General features: G+C 59.2%; 19 protein-coding genes and 4 tRNA genes. 14 read left to right on the top strand and 9 right to left on the bottom strand.

Annotation, left to right across the window (positions count from 1 at the left end; all coding sequences use genetic code 11):
• Positions 1-360 precede the first annotated feature (360 nt).
• Positions 361-1494 (bottom strand): NADH:flavorubredoxin reductase NorW, encoded by a 1134-nt coding sequence (norW, locus tag EDF75_RS17750; protein WP_133600342.1) that lies wholly within the window; start codon positions 1492-1494, stop codon positions 361-363.
• Positions 1491-2936, bottom strand: a complete 1446-nt coding sequence (norV, locus tag EDF75_RS17745) for an anaerobic nitric oxide reductase flavorubredoxin (protein ID WP_133600341.1) — start codon at positions 2934-2936, stop codon at positions 1491-1493. Before norV ends, norW begins: the two co-directional genes overlap by 4 nt.
• Positions 2937-3123: 187 nt before the next feature.
• Here norV and norR point away from each other — a divergent pair, with 187 nt between their 5' ends.
• Complete coding sequence (gene norR / locus EDF75_RS17735) at positions 3124-4668, top strand: nitric oxide reductase transcriptional regulator NorR (protein WP_133600340.1); 1545 nt, start codon at positions 3124-3126, stop codon at positions 4666-4668.
• On the opposite strand, the gene gutQ is transcribed toward norR, so the two are convergent.
• The 7 genes from gutQ to srlA all read right to left on the bottom strand — a co-directional run bounded on the left by gutQ (position 4631) and on the right by srlA (position 9559).
• Positions 4631-5596, bottom strand: coding sequence for an arabinose-5-phosphate isomerase GutQ (gutQ, locus tag EDF75_RS17730; RefSeq protein WP_133600339.1), 966 nt, complete (start codon positions 5594-5596; stop codon positions 4631-4633). The genes norR and gutQ overlap by 38 nt on opposite strands.
• A complete protein-coding gene (srlR, locus tag EDF75_RS17725) occupies positions 5589-6362 on the bottom strand; it encodes a glucitol operon DNA-binding transcriptional repressor SrlR (RefSeq protein ID WP_095098414.1) in 774 nt (257 codons plus the stop codon). Before srlR ends, gutQ begins: the two co-directional genes overlap by 8 nt.
• Before the next feature lie 68 nt (positions 6363-6430).
• Positions 6431-6790 (bottom strand): transcriptional regulator GutM, encoded by a 360-nt coding sequence (gene gutM / locus EDF75_RS17720; protein ID WP_095098411.1) that lies wholly within the window; start codon positions 6788-6790, stop codon positions 6431-6433.
• 64 nt (positions 6791-6854) lie between these two features.
• On the bottom strand, positions 6855-7634 hold the full coding sequence (gene srlD, locus EDF75_RS17715) for a sorbitol-6-phosphate dehydrogenase (RefSeq protein WP_095098409.1): 780 nt from the start codon (positions 7632-7634) through the stop codon (positions 6855-6857).
• Positions 7635-7651: 17 nt separating this feature from the next.
• Positions 7652-8014 carry a PTS glucitol/sorbitol transporter subunit IIA gene (gene srlB / locus EDF75_RS17710; protein WP_045857690.1) on the bottom strand — a complete coding sequence of 121 codons (363 nt, stop codon included), beginning with the start codon at positions 8012-8014 and terminating at the stop codon, positions 7652-7654.
• Positions 8015-8027: 13 nt separating this feature from the next.
• Positions 8028-8999, bottom strand: coding sequence for a PTS glucitol/sorbitol transporter subunit IIB (gene srlE / locus EDF75_RS17705; RefSeq protein ID WP_133600338.1), 972 nt, complete (start codon positions 8997-8999; stop codon positions 8028-8030).
• The gene (srlA, locus tag EDF75_RS17700; protein ID WP_076946057.1) at positions 8996-9559 is read right to left on the bottom strand and encodes a PTS glucitol/sorbitol transporter subunit IIC; all 564 of its coding nucleotides are present in this window, start codon (positions 9557-9559) and stop codon (positions 8996-8998) included. Before srlA ends, srlE begins: the two co-directional genes overlap by 4 nt.
• A gap of 296 nt (positions 9560-9855) precedes the next feature.
• On the opposite strand from srlA, the gene mltB reads away from it, so the two are divergent.
• The 13 genes from mltB to EDF75_RS17635 all read left to right on the top strand — a co-directional run bounded on the left by mltB (position 9856) and on the right by EDF75_RS17635 (position 20249).
• Positions 9856-10932, top strand: a complete 1077-nt coding sequence (gene mltB / locus EDF75_RS17695; RefSeq protein ID WP_166646209.1) for a lytic murein transglycosylase B — start codon at positions 9856-9858, stop codon at positions 10930-10932.
• 215 nt (positions 10933-11147) lie between these two features.
• On the top strand, positions 11148-11846 hold the full coding sequence (locus tag EDF75_RS17690; RefSeq protein ID WP_463671439.1) for a metal ABC transporter ATP-binding protein: 699 nt from the start codon (positions 11148-11150) through the stop codon (positions 11844-11846).
• Positions 11843-12706 carry a metal ABC transporter permease gene (locus EDF75_RS17685; protein ID WP_095098396.1) on the top strand — a complete coding sequence of 288 codons (864 nt, stop codon included), beginning with the start codon at positions 11843-11845 and terminating at the stop codon, positions 12704-12706. The genes EDF75_RS17690 and EDF75_RS17685 overlap by 4 nt, the downstream gene beginning before the upstream one ends.
• 10 nt (positions 12707-12716) lie before the next feature.
• Positions 12717-13595, top strand: coding sequence for a metal ABC transporter substrate-binding protein (locus EDF75_RS17680; RefSeq protein ID WP_133600574.1), 879 nt, complete (start codon positions 12717-12719; stop codon positions 13593-13595).
• Between the two features lie 137 nt (positions 13596-13732).
• Entirely contained in the window at positions 13733-14230 is a 498-nt protein-coding gene (pncC, locus tag EDF75_RS17675; RefSeq protein ID WP_133600335.1) for a nicotinamide-nucleotide amidase, read from the top strand.
• Between the two features lie 80 nt (positions 14231-14310).
• Positions 14311-15369: a recombinase RecA gene (gene recA / locus EDF75_RS17670; protein WP_095098387.1), complete on the top strand. Its 1059-nt coding sequence runs from the start codon at positions 14311-14313 to the stop codon at positions 15367-15369.
• 135 nt (positions 15370-15504) lie between these two features.
• Positions 15505-16005 carry a recombination regulator RecX gene (gene recX / locus EDF75_RS17665; protein WP_133600334.1) on the top strand — a complete coding sequence of 167 codons (501 nt, stop codon included), beginning with the start codon at positions 15505-15507 and terminating at the stop codon, positions 16003-16005.
• A 254-nt stretch (positions 16006-16259) separates the two neighbouring features.
• Positions 16260-18887, top strand: coding sequence for an alanine--tRNA ligase (gene alaS / locus EDF75_RS17660; RefSeq protein WP_133600333.1), 2628 nt, complete (start codon positions 16260-16262; stop codon positions 18885-18887).
• A gap of 239 nt (positions 18888-19126) precedes the next feature.
• A complete protein-coding gene (gene csrA, locus EDF75_RS17655; RefSeq protein ID WP_000906486.1) occupies positions 19127-19312 on the top strand; it encodes a carbon storage regulator CsrA in 186 nt (61 codons plus the stop codon).
• A gap of 324 nt (positions 19313-19636) precedes the next feature.
• Positions 19637-19729 (top strand) — tRNA-Ser (locus EDF75_RS17650).
• Positions 19730-19733: 4 nt separating this feature from the next.
• Positions 19734-19810 (top strand) — tRNA-Arg (locus tag EDF75_RS17645).
• A gap of 194 nt (positions 19811-20004) precedes the next feature.
• Positions 20005-20081 (top strand) — tRNA-Arg (locus EDF75_RS17640).
• 95 nt (positions 20082-20176) lie between these two features.
• Positions 20177-20249, top strand: a tRNA-Arg gene (locus EDF75_RS17635).

Here is a 20249-nt window from a genome sequence, read left to right as displayed (position 1 = left end):
TGAGCATTGTTACCAGATAAACATTTCTCATAATAAGCGGGCCGCAGTAGTCGTTGGTTCTGACACCCCCTTCGGGCTGTTAAACCAGGATTATAGTGATGAGAAAACGGCTTTTAAGCTATTAAAGGAGGCTCGGATAATAAGCCGGCCTGGCTGAAGGCGCTCTGATAAACAAGCCGATAGCCCGAAGGGAAGCAGGGGCGCAGATAGCATCCTGGCCCTATACGATGGTGATGGTGTTGAGAGAGGGGCCGGATATGTGAACGCCACTTACCCCCGTTACACAACCGAAGAGATGGGTTGTATAACGGGGGCATCCATACACGGGCAAGGCGTTGACGTCGCGACCCGGGAAAGCGCTTAGCTCACCAGCTGCTTGAGCAGCGCAAAGGCCTCTTTCATCCGGTCTTCGCTGACCACAAAGGCGCGCAGCTGGTTTTCCGCATCCACGCCTTTAGCCACCAGGCCGTCGTTGGCGGCTACGATATTCCACGTCAGGTCTTCGCGCCGCGTCTCTCCGGCCAGATGCAGCGGGATATCCGGGGTTTTCACCTTCACCAGCATCGGCGGCAGCTTCAGCTCACCCGGTTGCTCGAGCAGATTTTTGCTCAGGCACATGGCGCTGAGCAAAATAGGCTGCAGGAACGGCAGCACCATGCCGTTAATTTCGGCGCAGTCGCCGAGGGCGAAGATTGCCGGATGGCTGCTGCGCAGGCGGCTATCGACCACCACGCCGCGGTTAATCTCAAGACCAGCCCGACGCGCCAGGGCGGTTTCCGGGCGCAGGCCGGCGGCGGCAACCACCGCGTCCACGGTCACGCTGCGCTGACGATCGACGGTAACGCGGATGCCGTCGGCGGTTTGCTCCAGCCCTTCGAGCTGGGTTTTCAGCATCAGGTGCACGCCCATGTCGGTTAACCGATGCTGCAGGCGGCTGCTGGCCTCCGGCGGCATCAGCGCCGACAGCACGCTGGCGGAATTGTCGACCACCGTCACCGCTTTGCCGGCGCGGCAGAAATCCATCGCCAGCTCGCAGCCGATCAGCCCGCCGCCGACGATCAGCACGCGCCGCGCGTCGTGGAGCCGGGTTTGGGCGGCACCGTATTCCCGCTGGCTGTTGAGGGTGAGCATCAGCTCGCGGCCCGGCACCGGCGGAATAAACGGCGCGGCGCCGGTCGCCAGCACCAGCTTGTCGTAGCGCCACTCGCGATCCTGACTTTTGACCACTTTGCCCTCGGCGTCGATATCGCTCACCCGGACGTGGGGGAACAGGCGCAGGTTATACTGTTCGGCAAACTCCCCGGCGGTTTGCAGGGTCAGATCCTCGGCGCTCTGACCGCGGCTGATGACGTGGCTGAGATCCGGCTTGTTGTACTCATCCATGCTGTCGGCGGCGATCAGCGTCAGCGGGATCTGCGGGTCCTGCTTACGAATATTTTTTACCAGCTGGCGGGCCGCGAAGCCCGAGCCGATGATGACGATGCCATCGCTCATTTTGCCTCCGTTGCCAGAACGTCAAAGACATCTTTGCCGAGAGAGCACTCCGGGCACAGGAAGTTATCCGGCACGTCGCTCCACGGGGTGCCAGGCTGGACGTCCTGGTTCGGTTCGCCTTTCGCCGGATCGTAGATCCACTGGCAGACGCTGCACTGCATTGACGGGCCGAGGTCGGCCGCTGCCGCCGCGGCGCAGGCGCTCTGCTCAGCCGACGCTTTTTTATCAGCGCCGGCCGGCAGCGGGGAGAGGGCCCACTGGCGGGCGATTTCGCGGCCGTGCTCGCGGCAAATTTCCAGCGCATCCAGATCCGGGCGCCATTTCGCCTTCAGGCTCAGGGACATTTCAAAGCCGGCGTCCTGCAGGCGGGTAGAGAGGCGGTCAACCGCGCCGCCGCTCCAGCCGTGGGAGCCAAAGGCGCTGGCGCGCTTGTTGCGAAAACGCAGGCCGGTCATCTCCTCCACCAGGCCGGCGATTTTCGGCATCATGACGTTGTTCATGGTCGAGGTGCCCACCAGCACGCCTTTTGAGCGGAACACGTTGGTGAGAATTTCGTTTTTGTCGCTGCGGGCGACGTTAAAGATTTTCACCGCCACGCGCGGGTCGATGTCGGTGATGCCCTGGGCGATAGCGTCGGCCATCATGCGGGTGTTGTTGGACATGGTGTCGTAGAAAATGGTGATGCGGTCTTCCTGATAATCCGCCGCCCATTTCAGGTACAGCTCGACGATTTGCGTCGGGTTGTCGCGCCACACCACGCCGTGGGAGGTGGCGATCATATCCACCGGCAGGTTGAATCCGAGGATCTCGGTAATTTTCGGCGTCACCAGGCGGCTGAACGGCGTCAGGATATTGGCGTAGTAGCGCTGGCACTGTTCGAACAGCTCGGTCTGATCCACTTCGTCGTTGAACAGGTGCTCGTCGCAGTAGTGCTGACCGAAGGCGTCGTTGCTGAACAGCACCGCGTCGCCGGTCATGTAGGTCATCATGCTATCCGGCCAGTGCAGCATCGGGGTTTCCACGAAGATCAGCTGCTTACCGTTGCCGAGATCGAGGCTGTCGCCGGTTTTCACCACGTTGAAGTTCCACTCCGGGTGATGGTGGTGCCCGGTGATGGAGTCGATGGCGTTGGCGGTGCAGTAAATCGGGGTGTCCGGGATCGAGTTCATCAGCTCGGTCAGCGCCCCGGCGTGGTCCTCTTCCGCATGGTTAATCACGATGTAGTCGATATCGGCGAGGTCGATTTCGCTGCGCAGGTTCTGTACGAACTCGCGGCTGAATTTATGATCCACGGTATCGATCAGGACGTTCTTTTCTTCGCGGATGAGATAGCTGTTGTAGCTGCTGCCGCGCAGCGTTTTATATTCGGTTCCGTGGAAATCACGCACTTCCCAGTCGCGTTGGCCAACCCAATGAATGTTATTTTTAACCAGAATAGACATAGCAACCTCAATTAATTCAGCGTTTTCAAAATAAGATGTTTTGCTTATATCAAGCTGCGTGCCAACTTTTTAATATATTGATTTTGTTTGATTTATTATTTTTTTCTAAAAGCGTTGCTGTCAAAATGACAATGGTTAAAATAGTCGTTATGACTATTGTGATTGTCAAAATGACAGTGAGGCAGCGATGAGCTTTTCCGTAGAGGCGCTGGCGAAAATCGCCATTGATTTGCAAAGCGATATCGGCCATGCCGACCGCTTCCCGCGCCTGATTACCACCCTGCGGCAGATCCTCGGCTGCGATGCCTCGGCGCTGCTGCGCTATGAGGCGCATCAGTTTGTGCCGCTGGCCATCGACGGCCTCGCCCAGGACGTGCTGGGGCGGCGCTTTTCCCTCGAAGGGCATCCGCGTTTAGAGGCTATCGCCCGCGCCGGCGACGTGGTGCGCTTCCCGGCGGATAGCGACCTGCCGGACCCTTATGACGGGCTGATCCCCGGCCAGGAAAGCCTCAAGGTTCACGCCTGCGTAGGGCTGCCGCTGTTCGCCGGGCAGACGCTGATCGGCGCGCTGACCCTCGACGGCATGGACGCCGACCGCTTTGACAGCTTCAGCGATGAGGAGCTGCGGCTGATTGCCGCGCTGGTGGCGGGGGCGCTCAACAATGCGCTGCTGATCGCCCGCCTGGAGAACCAGAACGTGCTGCCGGAGCCGAGCGTGAGCTACCCGGCCGCCGAGCGCCAGGAGATTATTGGCCTTTCGGCGCCGATGCTGCAGCTGAAAAAGGAGATTGATATCGTCGCGGCATCGGATCTCAACGTGCTGATTGACGGTGAAACCGGCACCGGCAAGGAGCTGGTGGCGAAAGCGGTGCATCAGGGCTCGCCGCGCGCCGCCAATCCGCTGGTCTATCTTAACTGCGCGGCGCTGCCGGAAAGCGTGGCCGAGAGCGAGCTTTTTGGTCACGTAAAAGGGGCGTTTACCGGGGCTATCAGCAACCGCAGCGGCAAGTTTGAAATGGCCGATAACGGCACGCTGTTCCTCGATGAGATCGGCGAGCTGTCGCTGGCGCTGCAGGCGAAGCTGCTGCGCGTGCTGCAGTATGGCGACATTCAGCGCGTCGGGGACGATCGCAGTCTGCGGGTGGACGTGCGGGTGCTGGCGGCCACCAACCGCGACCTGCGCCAGGAGGTAGTCGAAGGGCGCTTTCGCGCCGATCTCTATCACCGGCTGAGCGTCTTTCCGCTGTCGGTGCCGGCACTGCGCGAGCGGGATCAGGACGTGGTGCTGCTGGCGGGCTATTTCTGCGAGCAGTGCCGCCTGCGGATGGGGCTGGGGCAGGTGGTGTTAAGCAACGCCGCGCGGGCAAGGCTGAGCGCCTGGCCGTGGCCCGGCAACGTTCGCGAGCTGGAGCATGCGATTCATCGCGCGGTGGTGCTGGCGCGGGCGACCCAGGCGGGGGATGAAATCGTGCTGGAACCGCAGCACTTTCAGTTTGCCGGCGATGCGCCGAACCTGCCGAGCGCCGCGCCGCCGGCGCCGACGCAGGCGCTAAACCTGCGTGAGGCGACGGAGTCATTCCAGCGCGAGGCGATCGCCCGGGCGCTGGCGGAGAATAACCGCAGCTGGGCGGCGGCGGCCCGCGCGCTGGAGCTTGACGTCGCCAACCTGCATCGGCTGGCGAAGCGTCTGGGGCTTAAAGAATCCCGGCCTGATAAAAGTTCTGCAGGTTAATCGCGCCGACCAGCTGGCCGCGCTCATCCACCACCGGGGCGGCGCTGATTTTGTGCTTCATCAGGCGCTCTTTGGCTTCAACCGCGCGGCTCTCGGCCTGCAGCGTCACGCCGCTGCGGGTCATCGCCCGGCTGACGGTATCCTCAAGGGTGCCGCCGCCCACCAGCCAGCGGCGCAGGTCGCCGTCGGTGAATACGCCCTCGACGCGGTTTTGCGCATCGCATACCGCTACCAGCCCCAGCCCGGTGCGGCTGAGTTCAAGCATGGCGGCCATCACGCTGGCGGTGACGTCAACGCGCGGCACCTCCTCGTCGCGACGCATCAGATGGTGGACTTTATTCAGCAGCCGCGCGCCGAGCGCGCCGGCCGGATGCGAGCGGGCAAAATCTTCTTCATTGAAGCCGCGGGCCTGCATCACCGCCATCGCCAGCGCGTCGCCGAGCATCAGCGTGTTGACGGTGCTGGAGGTCGGTGCGAGGTGCATCGGACAGGCTTCGCGCTCTACGGCAATATCCAGCACCGCCCTGGACGCCAGCGCCAGCGGGGATTTCGATTTGCCGGTCATCGCCAGCAGAGGAATCGATTTTTCTTCCAGCCGGGGCACGATCAGGTCGAGCTCCTTCGCCCCGCCGGAATAGGAGATAAAGAGCATCACGTCGCGGCCGTCGAGCATCCCCAGATCGCCGTGCAGCGCCTCCGCCGGGTGGACAAAAAACGCCGGCGTGCCGGTGCTGGCAAAGGTGGCGGCCAGCTTTTTGCCGATATGACCTGATTTACCGATGCCGGAAACAATCAGTTTACCCTCGCAGTGGATGATGGTTTCCGCCGCGCGGATGAAGTCGTCGCCCAGGCGTTCAGGCAGGCGGCTCGCCTCCTGGAGCTCCAGCAGCAGGGTCTGGCGTCCGGCTTCTAACAGAAAGTTACTCATGATCTTCTCCAGTAATAATCACTTTGATGCCTTGCTCTTCCAGCGCCCGCTGGAACGTCGGGTCGATACCGGCATCGGTAATCAGCATATCCACGCTTTCAAGGCCGCAGACGATGTTTGGGCTCTTACGGCCAAACTTCGATGAGTCGGCCATCAGGATCACTTCCCTGGCGGCATTGCACATCGCTTTGCTGACGGTATAAACCTCGTTGAAGGTGGTAACGCCGGCGTTCAGATCGATGCCGTCGGTACCCATAAACAGCTTATCGAAGCTGAACTGCTCGAAGGCATTCTCCGCCAGCTGCCCGTGAAAGGAAGCTGATTTTTTGCGAAAGGTGCCGCCGGGCATCAGGATCGTTTGTTCATTGTCGAGCTCAGAGAGGGCGTTAACGATATGCAGGCTGTTGGTCATTACCGTGATGTTATTGAAGCGGCTGAGCAGGGGCACCATCTGTAGCACCGTACTGCCGGCATCGAGGATGATCGAGTCGCCATCGTGAATAAAGCGCACGGCGGCTTCGGCGATGCGCGCTTTCTTCGCGGTATTGATCAGCGTCTTATGATCGATAGGCGGGTCGCTTTCGTCTTTATTCAACACCACTCCGCCGTAGGTGCGAATGACGGTTCCGGCATGTTCGAGGGTCACCAGATCCTTGCGGATTGTCGTACCGGTGGTATCGAAGTGTTGCGCCAGCTCTTCGACCGAGCATTTACCCTGCGACTGCAGATGCTCAAGAATAGCGGCCTGTCGCTGACGTGGTTTCATAGCGGTTACATCCTGCGTTTAAAGTTTCGATATGATAATTTCGCAAGATATTTACTTTTACAACGAAATTATACATGTTTCGGTTTAAGCGCTAATGATAGTGCATTCCGACAGAGCGGATCATGGGGAAAGATCATATCCGGCTGCAATTCCTGCAAAAGTTTGCCGTCAAGCGCCGGGATTGTTTGCGGACGCGCGAAGACGGTCAGGCCCTTCATCAGCAGCGTGCCGCTGATGCGGTCGTGTTCATCAACCGCAATGGCGACGATGGCCCGCGGCTTGAAGCGGCCCGCTGAGCGTCCGACGCCGACGCGGCCCTGCTGACAGAGTTTATCGAACTCGCGGTTAAAGCGGCGGATCTGCCAGCCGCCGAAGGCGAGCTGGGCGATCCAGGCGATGGCGGCGACGGTGATTAATGCGCTAACCATAAAATCTCCTTAAGGCGTGGCGTCGGGAAGAACCCGGATCGCGGCGCGACCCGGGAACCGGCGGTTAAAACATCACCTGCCCGCCGGTGACGTTGATGGACTGCCCGGTGCAGTAAGAGGCCTGCGGGCTGGCGTAAAACATCAGTACGTTGAGCACGTCCTGATAATCGCAGCCGCGCTTCAGCGGAACCTTGTCGACGTAGTACTGCTCGACCTGATCTTCGGCAATACCCAGCTTGTGGGCATACTGCGGCAGCAGAGACTGGAACATCGGCGACTTCAGCAGGTTGCCGAGCATCAGCGCGTGCACGGTAATACCGTACTCCGCCAGATCCAGCGCCAGCGACTGGGTCAGCCCCACGCCGCCAAACTTCGCCGCGCTGTAGCCGGAATTATGCTTGCTGCCCACTTTGCCGGATTTGGAGTTGATCTGAATGATGCGTCCCTGAATGCCGTCGCGGATCATCAGCCGTGAAAACTCGCGGGCGCAGAGGAAGTAGCCCACCAGATTGACCTGCAGCGAGCGGTCGAAGTCGCCCAACGCAAAATCGCTGATAAAGGCCGCTTTGGCGATCCCGGCACTGTAAACCAGCAGGTCCACGCGGGCGAATATCTCGTCCACGCCGCGGGCGAGCGCGACGACGCTGGCCTCGCTGGTCGCATCGGCGCCAAAACCGTACGCCGTTCCTTCGCCATACTCGGCGTTAATCGCCTGCGCCACGCGGGTGGCCTTATCGCTTTGAATATCCACCACCGCCACGCGATACCCCTGCGCGGCGAGGCCACGACACAGAAACTCACCTAAGGTTTGTCCTCCGCCGATGACAACAGCAACCTGACTCATAGTTCTCTCCTTACAGCCTAAGCAAAAAATTTCAGTACACAGCCGGGGGCGATCGCCTCCGGTACCGGGCCGGCCACGTGAACCGTCCCCGGAAATTCCGCCACGCGGTGGCCGTCGAAGCGCAGCGTGATATGGCCCAGCTCGCGCAGATTCTGTTCCGCCACCTCGCCCACCGCGGTGACCGGATAGCGCTGTTCCCCCAGCTGGAGCTGCGCCCCCGGCGCCAGCGCGCCGACAAGCTCGCCGTGGTTGTGAATAAAGCAGTACTCTTCGATATCCGCCGGCGCGCCCTCGCGGAAGGTAATCAGCATCTGCTCCTCCAGCGCCATCGTCGCGCTGGCGCCGATGTGCGTAATGGTGGTCTGGTAAATCACGGTCATCTTCAGGAACCTCTTATTGGTAAATAAATCCGGAAACGAACCAGGCGATCAGCACCGTTGGCGCGCCGGTCAGGAAACGGCTGACCAGTACCGAAGGCACCCCGACGCGCACCGTCTCCTGCCGGGCTTCGGCAAGCGACAGGCCGACCGGAATAAAGTCGCAGGCCGCCTGGGCGTTAATCGCAAACAGGGCGGGGAGGGCGAGATGCGGCGGAATATTGCCGAGGCCAATCTGCACGCCGATCAGCACGCCGATAACCTGGGCGATCACCGCGCCGGGGCCGAGGAACGGCGACAGCAGCGGGAAGGAGCAGATCAGCGCCAGCGTCACCAGCCCCAGCGGATGGCTGGCGAGCGGCGCCAGGCCGTGGGCAATCCAGTCGCCAATGCCCGAGGCCATGATGATGCCGATCAGCGCCGAGACGAAGGCCATAAACGGCAGGATGGTTTTCAGCACCGTGTCGATGGTGTCGCGCCCGGCCTGGAACAGCACCGCCACCACGGAGCCCATGCCCATGCCGACTTTGGCCAGCAGGCCGTCGCTCTGCTCGGTGATTTTTTTGCTGGCGTCGTAATCGCGACCCGCGGGCTGAAGCGGGGTCGGTTCGCCGGCGTCGGCGCCGTCGACGGGGTGGATATTCTCTTCCTTAACGCCCGAGACGTAGATGTCCTCAAGGATATACTGCGCCAGCGGCCCGGACTTGCCGGTGGCGTGGATATTGACGGTCGGGATACGACGCTTCGGGTAGATGCCGCAGCGCAGGGTGCCGCCGCAGTCAATAATCGCCACGCCGATCTCAGCTTCCGGCGGTTCCCCCTCTTTAAAGCCGTCCACGGCCTGCCAGCCGGTGAGCCGGGCGATCTTGTCGACGATGGCCGGGCGGGTTCCGGCGGTGATATAGACTATTTTTTTGCCTTCGACGGCGTCCAGCTCAAGCGGGCCGCCCCAGCCGCTGGCCCCTTTTTCAATACGAATACGCGTCATGATGCAGCTCCGGACAGATGCACTTTTTGTGCAAGCTGGATGGCCATTTTTTTCTCAAAAATGGAGGTTGTCAGATCGGTCACCCAGCCGCGGAAGAAGTTGGTCACCAGGCCAACCAGCAGATAGCTCACCGCCAGCGGCCCCAGCGGCAGGCCGAGGGTGGTTAAGCCGTTGGCGATCCCGAGATAGACAAACAGCTCGCCGGGGTTGATATGGGGAAACAGGCCGTTCATGGAGTGGCAGCTGTAGGAGGCCGCCGCGTAGTAGCTGGGCTTGTACTTCTCGGGCATAAAGCGCCCCAGGCTCAGGGTCATCGGGTTACAGAAAACGAACGTTCCGATACAGGGCAGCAGCAGGTAGCGGGAGACGGGATTCCCGGCGCAGCGCTGCGCCAGCTTTTCGATCCGCTGCTGGCCGATAAAGTTGATCAGCGCGTTCATGATAACCAGCAGACTGATCAGCAGAGGGAGGATCCCGGTAACCATACCGGTAAAGACCTCGCCCCCCTTCTGAAACAGGCCGATAAACCATTCGGCGCCGTGGGTAATAACTTCAATCATCATTCTCTCCTTTGTAGCGTTATTTTTCTTGCTAACTGGCAGCTGATTTTAATCACTTTGAAAGGTTTAAAAGTGTTAAATTGATCGCAAAATGAAAGATAAATATTTTAAGTTGAAAGTTTATTGCCGATGGGATGAAAATTTCACCCTGCAAATTGGCCGGGAAGAGGATCTTCGGGCGGGGAGAGAGGGGGCGGGCAGGACTATTTTGTCCGCGAATAGATTGCCGCTTCCTTGTTGACGGCCGCATGCTTTACCATAATTACCCTTTGCCGAATTTGTTAAATGGAAGCCCCATGTTGAAGCGTCGCTATCTGGCACTACTCCCGCTGTGCGTACTCCTCGCTGCCTGTAGCAGCAAACCTAAAGCCACCGCAGTAACGGAGACCACGGGAGGATCCGGTGGCTTCCTGCTGGAGCCGCAGCATAACGTTATGAATATGGGGGGAGATTTCGCCAACAATCCTGCTGCGGAGCAGTTCATCGACAAAATGGTGAGCAAGCACGGATTTGACCGGCAGCAGCTGCACGAAATTCTCTCCCAGGCTAAGCGTCTGGATTACGTCCTGCGCCTGATGGACCGCCAGGCGCCGAGCGGACTGCCGCCGTCCGGGCCGAACGGCGCGTGGCTGCGCTACAAAAAACAGTTCATCACCCCGGATAATGTGCAAAACGGCGTGGCGTTCTGGAATCAGTATCAGGATGCGCTGAACCGCGCCTGGCAGGTCTACGGCGTACCGCCGGAAATCATTGTCGGTATTATCGGCGTGGAAACCCGCTGGGGGCGCGTGATGGGGAAAACCCGCATTCTTGACGCCCTGGCGACGCTCTCCTTCAGCTATCCGCGACGCGCTGAGTACTTCTCCGGCGAGCTGGAAACCTTCCTGCTGATGGCGCGTAGCGAAAGCGACGATCCGCTGAACCTTAAAGGCTCCTTCGCCGGCGCAATGGGCTACGGTCAGTTTATGCCCTCCTCGTATCGCCAGTACGCGGTGGATTTCAACGGCGACGGGCATATCAACCTGTGGGACCCGGTGGATGCGATCGGCAGCGTGGCCAACTACTTCAAGCAGCACGGCTGGGCGAGCGGCGATCTGGTCGCGGTACCGGCAATGGGTCAGGCCCCGGGTCTGGAGAACGGCTTTAAGACCAATTACAGCGTATCGCAGCTGACGTCGGCCGGCCTGACGCCAACGCAGCCGCTGGGTAACCATCAGCAGGCTAGCCTGCTGCGCCTCGATATTGGTACCGGCTACCAGTACTGGTACGGGCTGCCGAACTTCTACACCATCACCCGCTATAACCACAGCACCCACTACGCGATGGCCGTCTGGCAGCTCGGCCTGGCCGTTTCTCAGGCCCGCGGACAGTAAGCCTGCCCCGAGACTTCCCTCTGCCTGGAGGGGAGTCTGTTACATTTTGCAGCATTTCCCTTCGTTGACGCTGATTTACATTATTCCGCCGATCCAATAATGTTACGTTATAACATATTGATTGAGGCAAAGATGTTCATCTCTCTTTTTTCAAGCTCCGCCGCGCTGCGCGTGGGCTTCGCCTGCGTCCTGCTGGCGCTGCTGTGGCTGGCGACATGGTGGGCGGTAACCTTGCCATGATTGAACTGGAAAACCTGGTTGCCGGGTATGACGAGCTGGCGATTACCCCGGCGCTGAGCGGCGTTATCGCCGCGGGCAGCCTGATGGCCATTGTCGGTCTGAACGGCTGCGGTAAATCGACTTTATTAAAAACGCTGGCCGGGTTTATTCCCCCGGTGAGCGGCCGCCTGCACTGGCGCGCGTCGCGCCCGGTTATCGGCTGGCTGGCGCAGCGGCATTCGCTGGAATCACAGTTTCCCCTCGTGGTTCGGGACGTGGTGAGCCAGGGCGCCTGGCCGCAGGTCTCGCTTCTGAGCGGACTGCGCGGTGAGCTTCGCCGGCGCATTGACGCGGCGCTGGATCGCGTCGGCCTGGCGTCAATGGCGAAAACGCCGATTGAAGCGCTTTCCGGCGGGCAGTTTCAACGCATGCTGTTTGCCAGGGTGATGGTCCAGCAGGCTCCGCTGGTGATGCTCGATGAACCCTTTACCGGGATCGATGAGTCCACCAGCCGCGAGCTGATGACGCTGATCCTCGAGATGCACCGGCAGGGGCAGACCGTGCTGGCGGTGCTGCACGATAATCAGCGCGTCGCCGAATATTTCCCGGAAACCCTGCTGCTCGAGTCCCGGCACGCCCGCTGGGGCGAGACCGGCGAGGTGCTTCCCGCCTTCGATTCCGCGAGGCTGGCATGATCTGGCACACCTTCTTTCAACCCTTTATCGAATTCGGCTTTATGCGCCGCGCGCTGGTGGTATGCCTGGCGCTCTCGCTGAGCACCACCATGCTCGGGGTTTTCCTGCTGCTGCGACGCATGAGCCTGATGGGCGATGCCCTGTCGCATGCGATTTTGCCCGGCGTCGCGGTGGGCTATCTGCTTAACGGCATGTCGCTGCTGGCGATGTCGGTGGGCGGCTTTATCGCCGGCATTGCGGTGGCGCTGGTGGCGGGGTGGGTCAGCCGCCGCACGCCGCTTAAAGAAGACGCCAGCTTCGCCGGGTTTTATCTGGGCTCGCTGGCGCTGGGGGTGACGCTGGTGTCGCTGCGTGGCTCGAGCGTCGATCTGCTGCATTTGCTGTTTGGTTCGATTCTGGCGGTGGATAACGACGCGGCGCTGTTCGTCGCCGGGGTTGCCAGCCTGACGCTGATTTGCATCGCGCTGCTCTATCGCGGGCTGGTGAGCGAGGCCTTTGACAGCGCGTGGCTGCAGGTGAATAACCGCCGGCTGCCCGCGCTACTGCACGGCCTGTTTCTGGCGCTGCTGGTGCTGAACCTGGTGGCGGGTTTTCAGGTGCTGGGCACCCTGATGGCGGTGGGGGTGATGATGCTCCCGGCGGTGGCCGCCTGCTGCTGGGCGCGAACGCTGCCCGCCATCCTGCTGCTGGCGGCGCTGATCGGCAGCGCCTGCGCCTGGATGGGGCTCAGCCTGTCGTGGGCGGCGAATTTGCCCGCCGGCCCCGCCATCGTGCTGACCGCCAGCGGGATCTTTTTTATTTCGGTGTTTTTTGGCACGCGCAGCCGGCTGGTGGTCGGCTGGCGCAAATTAATGGGGTAAGGAAAATATGATGAAACGTACCGGGGTAGTTTTAGCGCTGGCGCTGGGCCTGGCGGCGCAGGGGGCGATGGCGAAAACGCTCAACGTGGTCAGCAGCTTTTCGGTGCTGGGCGATATCGTGCAGCAGGTTGGCGGCGAGCATGTTCATGTCGATATGCTGGTTGGCCCCGACGGCGACCCGCATACCTTTGAGCCATCGCCGCAGGACAGCGCTTTACTCAGCAAGGCCGACGTGGTGGTGGTTAATGGCCTCGGGCTGGAGGGGTGGGTCGATCGGTTGATTAAAGCATCGGGATTCAAAGGCGAGCTGGTGGTGGCATCGACGGGCGTAAAAACGCATACCCTCGATGAGGACGGGAAAACGGTGACCGATCCGCACGCCTGGAACAGCGCTGCCAACGGCGCGCTTTACGCGCAAAATATCCTCAGCGGGCTGGTCAAAGCCGACCCTGAGGATAAAGCGGCGCTTGAGGTCTCCGGCAAGCGCTATATCGGCCAGCTCAACGAGATTCACGGCTGGGCGAAGAACCAGTTCAGCGCCATTCCGCAGGCGAAACGTAAGGTTCTGACCAGCCATGACGCGTTCGGCTACTTTGGCCGCGCCTACGGCGTGACCTTCCTTGCGCCGCAGGGGCTGTCATCGGAAAGCGAAGCCAGCGCCGCGCAGGTTGCGGCGCTGATTAAACAGATTAAAGCCGATAACGTGCACACCTGGTTTATGGAAAACCAGCTCGACCCGCGGCTGGTGAAGCAGATTGCCAACGCGACGGGCGCGCAGCCGGGCGGCGAGCTCTATCCGGAGGCGTTGTCAAAACCGGGCGGCGTGGCGGACAGCTACGTGAAAATGATGCGTCATAACGTTGAGCTGATTGCCGGCAGCATGAAGTAAAGCACTATTTTACGGTCCCGGCCCGTCGGGACCGTCCATTTTCACAAGCCCCCTCGTAAATTCATCTCCCGATCCCCATATCTGTGCTGAAAGTGCTATCTTTGATGGCCTCTTTATCTGGCTTAAACGAGGCGACGATGACTGATTTGGAATTAATGCAGCTGAGTGAGCGGGTTGGGCAGGCGCTGAAGGCGCAGGGCGCGACGGTGAGCACGGCTGAATCCTGTACCGGCGGCTGGATTGCTAAAGTGCTTACCGATATCGCCGGCAGCTCGGCGTGGTTCGAGCGCGGTTTCGTTACCTACAGCAATGAAGCTAAATCCCAGATGATTGGCGTCAGCGAAGCGACGTTAGCTGAGCACGGCGCGGTGAGCGAACCGGTGGTGGTGGAGATGGCTGTTGGCGCACTGCGCGCCGCGCGCGCCACCTACGCGATCTCGGTGAGCGGCGTGGCCGGGCCGGATGGCGGCAGCGCGGAAAAGCCCGTCGGAACGGTGTGGTTTGGCGTCGCCTGCGCCAACGGGCAGGGGATCACGCAGCGCGAATGTTTCGCCGGAGACCGTGAGTCGGTGCGCCGTCAGGCCACGGCCTACGCCCTGCAGCTCCTCTGGCAACAATTTCTACAAAACACTTGATACTGTATGAGCATACAGTATAATTGCCTCAACAGAACAGAATTCACTACCCGGTTCCACCCGGCATGACAGGAGTAATAATGGCTATCGACGAAAACAAACAGAAAGCGTTGGCGGCAGCACTGGGCCAGATCGAAAAACAGTTCGGTAAAGGCTCCATCATGCGCCTGGGTGAAGACCGTTCCATGGACGTGGAAACTATCTCCACCGGCTCGCTTTCACTGGATATCGCCCTGGGCGCCGGCGGTCTGCCAATGGGCCGTATCGTCGAGATCTACGGGCCAGAATCTTCCGGTAAAACGACGCTGACTCTGCAGGTTATCGCCGCCGCGCAGCGTGAAGGTAAAACCTGTGCCTTTATCGATGCAGAACACGCGCTGGATCCGGTGTATGCCCGCAAGCTGGGCGTAGATATCGACAACCTGCTGTGTTCTCAGCCGGATACCGGCGAACAGGCGCTTGAGATCTGTGACGCGCTGGCGCGCTCTGGCGCGGTAGACGTGCTGGTGGTCGACTCCGTTGCGGCGCTGACGCCGAAAGCGGAAATCGAAGGCGAGATCGGCGACTCTCACATGGGCCTCGCGGCGCGTATGATGAGCCAGGCAATGCGTAAGCTGGCCGGTAACCTGAAGCAGTCCAACACGCTGCTGATCTTCATCAACCAGATCCGTATGAAAATCGGCGTGATGTTCGGTAACCCGGAAACCACCACCGGCGGTAACGCGCTGAAATTCTACGCCTCCGTGCGTCTGGATATCCGCCGTATCGGTGCGGTAAAAGATGGCGATAACGTCATTGGCAGCGAAACCCGCGTGAAGGTGGTCAAGAACAAAATCGCCGCGCCGTTCAAGCAGGCGGAGTTCCAGATCCTTTACGGCGAAGGCATCAACTTCTTCGGCGAGCTGGTCGATCTGGGCGTGAAAGAGAAGCTGATTGAAAAAGCGGGCGCCTGGTACAGCTATAACGGCGACAAAATTGGTCAGGGTAAAGCGAACGCTATCTCCTGGCTGAAAGAGAACCCGGCTGCGGCGAAAGAGATCGAGAAGAAAGTTCGTGAACTGCTGCTGAACAACCAGGACTCCACGCCGGACTTCGCGGTTGACGGTAAAAGCGAAGAAGCAAGCGAACAGGATTTCTGATACCTTCAGGTAATGGTCTCCTGAATAGTTCAGGTTGCAGGGCTGGCAGGGCCAGCGGGCATGCGATTTGAAATAAGACGGGAAAACAAGGGGCTGCTTATGCGGCCCTTTTGCTTTTTGATTATCGAGGTGCTCGTGACTGAATCTTCATCCCGCCGTTCCGGCTACGCCCGCCTGCTGGATCGCGCGATTCGTATTCTGGCAATGCGCGACCATAGCGAACAGGAGCTGCGGCGCAAGCTGGCCGCGCCGGTCATGGGGAAGAATGGCCCCGAAGCGCTGGACGTTACGCCGGAAGAGGTCGATCGCGTTGTGGGCTGGTGCATCGAAAACCGCTACCTCGATGACCAGCGCTTTGTCCGCCAGTTTATTGCCAGCCGGAGCCGCAAAGGCTACGGTCCGGCGCGCATCCGCCAGGAGCTGAACCAGAAAGGTATCGCCCGAGAAGAGAGCGAGCGCGCAATGCGCGAGTGTGAAATCGACTGGGCGCAGCTGGCGAAAGAGCAGGCGCAGAGAAAGTATGGCGATCCGCTCCCCACCGTATTTGCAGAAAAAGTCAAAATACAGCGCTTTTTGCTGTACCGCGGCTACTTAATGGAAGATATCCAGGAAATCTGGCGAAATTTTGCAGATTGACCCATCGGGGATTTTACTTCCCCGTAAAGAAAACTTATCTTATTCCCACTTTATTCCGTCCGGCCGCTGGCTGTTTAAAAGGCAATCAGCGCCCAGGGCGATTATTCCTTATACACAAAATCATTCACGCCGCATCACGGCGGCAACGGAGTGAGTCCCTGGGGCGTACAAAGGTACGTAGCTGAGGTGAACGCGCGCAGCCAGCGTCGAGGCGGCGTGAAGGATGAAGTGTATAGCTTGATTTCAGGATAATTATGAGCAAGAGCACTGCTGAGATCCGTCAGGCGTTTCTCGATTTTTTCCATAGTAAGGGACATCAGGTAGTTGCCAGCAGCTCCCTGGTGCCGCACAACGACCCGACCCTGCTGTTTACCAACGCCGGGATGAACCAGTTCAAGGATGTGTTCCTTGGCCTCGACAAGCGTAATTATTCCCGTGCGACCACCTCGCAGCGCTGCGTTCGTGCGGGTGGTAAACACAACGATCTGGAAAACGTCGGCTATACCGCGCGCCACCACACCTTCTTTGAAATGCTGGGCAACTTTAGCTTCGGCGACTACTTCAAGCAGGATGCCATCAAGTACGCATGGGAGCTGTTAACCGGCGAAAGCTGGTTTGCTCTGCCGAAAGAAAAGCTGTGGGTAACCGTTTACGAAACCGATGACGAAGCTTTCGACATCTGGGCCAACGAGGTTGGCGTTCCGCGTGAGCGCATTATTCGCATTGGCGACAATAAAGGCGGCGCGTTTGCCTCCGATAACTTCTGGCAGATGGGCGATACCGGCCCTTGCGGCCCGTGCACCGAAATCTTCTTTGACCACGGCGACCACATCTGGGGCGGCCCTCCGGGAAGCGCGGAAGAGGACGGCGATCGCTACATTGAGATCTGGAACATCGTCTTCATGCAGTTTAACCGCCAGGCCGACGGTACCATGGAGCCGCTGCCGAAGCCGTCCGTTGATACCGGTATGGGCCTTGAGCGTATCGCCGCCGTTCTGCAGCATGTGAACTCCAACTATGATATCGACCTGTTCCGTCAACTGATCGAGAGCGTGGCAAAAGTGACCGGCGCCACCGATCTGACCAACAAGTCGCTGCGCGTGATTGCCGATCATATTCGCTCCTGTGCGTTCCTGATCGCTGATGGCGTGATCCCGTCGAATGAGAACCGCGGCTACGTTCTGCGTCGTATCATTCGTCGTGCCGTCCGCCACGGCAATATGGTCGGTGCAAAGGATACCTTCTTCTGGAAGCTGGTTGCGCCGCTGATTGAGGTCATGGGCTCCGCTGGCGAAGAGCTGAAGCAGCAGCAGGCTCAGGTTGAGCATGTTCTGAAAACGGAAGAAGAGCAGTTTGCCCGCACTCTGGAACGCGGCCTGGCGCTGCTGGACGAAGAGCTGGCTAAGCTGAAAGGCGACACCCTGGACGGCGAAACGGCCTTCCGCCTGTACGATACCTACGGCTTCCCGGTTGACCTGACTGCGGACGTGTGCCGCGAGCGCAATATCAAAGTTGACGAAGCAGGCTTCGAAGCGGCAATGGAAGAGCAGCGCCGTCGCGCGCGTGAGTCCAGCGGTTTCGGCGCCGACTACAACGCGATGATTCGCGTTGAGGGCGCTTCTGAGTTTAAAGGCTACGATAGCCTGGAGCTGAACGGCAAGGTCACCGCGCTGTTCATCGACGGCAAAGCGGTTGATACCGTCAGCGCCGGTCAGGAAGCGGTTGTTATTCTGGATCAGACGCCGTTCTATGCCGAGTCCGGCGGCCAGGTCGGCGATAAGGGCGAGCTGAAAGGCGCGGGCTTCTCGTTCACCGTCAGCGATGCGCAGAAGTACGGCCAGGCGATTGGTCATATCGGTAAAGTGGCCGGCGGTACCCTGAAAGTGGGGGACGCGGTGCAGGCCGATGTCGATCGCGCACGCCGCCAGCGTATCCGTCTGAACCACTCCGCGACCCACCTGATGCATGCCGCGCTGCGCCAGGTTCTCGGTACGCACGTGGCTCAGAAGGGCTCTCTGGTAAATGACAAGGCGCTGCGCTTTGACTTCTCGCATTTTGAAGCGATGAAGCCGGAAGAGATCCGCGCGGTTGAAGATTTGGTCAATGCGCAAATTCGCCGCAACCTGGCTATCGAAACCAACATTATGGATATCGATGCGGCTCGCGAATCTGGCGCTATGGCGCTGTTCGGCGAGAAGTATGATGACCGCGTTCGCGTTCTGAAAATGGGTGATTTCTCCACCGAGCTGTGCGGCGGGACTCACGCTTCACGTACCGGCGATATCGGCCTGTTCCGCATCACCTCCGAATCCGGGACCGCTGCGGGCGTGCGCCGTATTGAGGCGGTGACCGGTGAGGGCGCGATTGCGAGCCTGCATTCCCAAAGCGATCTGCTGGGCGATATCGCACAGCTGCTGAAGGGCGATAGCCATAACCTCGGCGACAAGGTACGCTCCGCGCTGGAACGTACCCGCCAGCTGGAAAAAGAGCTGCAGCAGCTGAAAGAGCTGGCGGCAGCGCAGGAGAGCGCAAACCTCTCCAGCAAAGCGGAAGAGATTAACGGCGTTAAGCTGCTGGTCAGCGAGCTGGTCGGCGTTGAGCCAAAAATGCTGCGTACCATGGTTGACGATCTGAAGAACCAGCTGGGTTCAACGGTTGTAGTGTTAGCCACGGTTGCGGATGGTAAGGTTTCTCTGATTGCCGGTGTGTCTAAGGATGTGACAGATCGCGTGAAGGCAGGGGAGCTGGTTGGTATGGTCGCTCAGCAGGTGGGCGGTAAAGGGGGCGGTCGTCCGGATATGGCTCAGGCCGGTGGTACCGATGCGTCTGCTCTCCCTGCTGCGTTAGCCAGTGTGAAAGGCTGGGTAAGCGCAAAACTGTAATAACTATAAACGCATAGGTGCCGTGATCTTCGGATTACGGTATCTTGCAAGAGAAGCACTGATAACGATAAAGTCGGGTTGAAGTTGTGTATATCGGCTAAACTTAGGTTTAACAGAATGTGATGCCATGACTGCGGTACGCCGTGAGGCGTTTGTCATCGCTTACTTTTTGGCGTTATATGATGGATAATGCCGGGATACGAGAGACCCGACTCTTTTAATCTTTCAAGGAGCAAAGAATGCTGATTCTGACTCGTCGAGTTGGTGAGACCCTCATGATTGGAGATGAGGTCACTGTGACAGTTTTAGGGGTTAAGGGTAACCAGGTACGTATTGGCGTTAATGCCCCTAAAGAAGTCTCCGTGCATCGTGAAGAGATCTACCAGCGTATCCAGGCTGAAAAATCCCAGCAGTCCAGTTACTAAGGTTTTCGCGCCTCGCGATTTCGTGAGGCGCATCCCACCGCCAGCCGATTTATCTCTCTTTTCTACTCCCGATGCCTCTCTTTTCCGTTACTTGTCCATCGTCCGTTGCGTTTATCTTTTGCTTTTAGCTGGCCCTAACCCCTGAATTTCTGTTGATTAAACGCTCTTTTTGCCGTTTTTGCAGGCTGATTGCGCGGTAAGTGTGCAAACGGAAAAAAGGTCTCGAAAAATTGTTTGACTTATAAGTACCAGAAAGTAATATGTGCGCCATCGCAGCGACGAAGAGCAGAAACAAGTTCTTCGAAGCACTCGAAAGAGGCGTGTGGTGAGGTGGCCGAGAGGCTGAAGGCGCTCCCCTGCTAAGGGAGTATGCGGTCAAAAGCTGCATCCGGGGTTCGAATCCCCGCCTCACCGCCATTTTGCATCCGTAGCTCAGCTGGATAGAGTACTCGGCTACGAACCGAGCGGTCGGAGGTTCGAATCCTCCCGGATGCACCATCTTCTCTGAGATAACAGCAACCCTGTTGTTTCATGGTCTGCGAGATAGCCGCAAGTACCAGGGAAGATAACGCTGCGTAAGCAGCGGCCCGTAGGGCGAGCACAGTGAGTCATCCTCCCGGATGCACCATCTTGTGAAGCGTGGCAATGGTTAATTTGCGGCGCTTGCTGGTAGTAAAGAAGTTCTCCCTGATGCATCCGTAGCTCAGCTGGATAGAGTACTCGGCTACGAACCGAGCGGTCGGAGGTTCGAATCCTCCCGGATGCACCATCTTCTTCGAGATAACAGCTATTCTGTTGTTTCATGGTCTGCGAGATAATCGCCAGCGCCAGGGAAGTTAACGTAGTAAAGAAGTTCTCCCTGATGCATCCGTAGCTCAGCTGGATAGAGTACTCGGCTACGAACCGAGCGGTCGGAGGTTCGAATCCTCCCGGATGC

It is taken from the genome of Klebsiella sp. BIGb0149 (assembly GCF_004362605.1).
GTDB lineage: Bacteria > Pseudomonadota > Gammaproteobacteria > Enterobacterales > Enterobacteriaceae > Klebsiella > Klebsiella terrigena.
The sequence above is the reverse complement of the archived record's forward strand: the minus strand, read 5'-3'. Positions and strand labels throughout refer to the sequence as shown.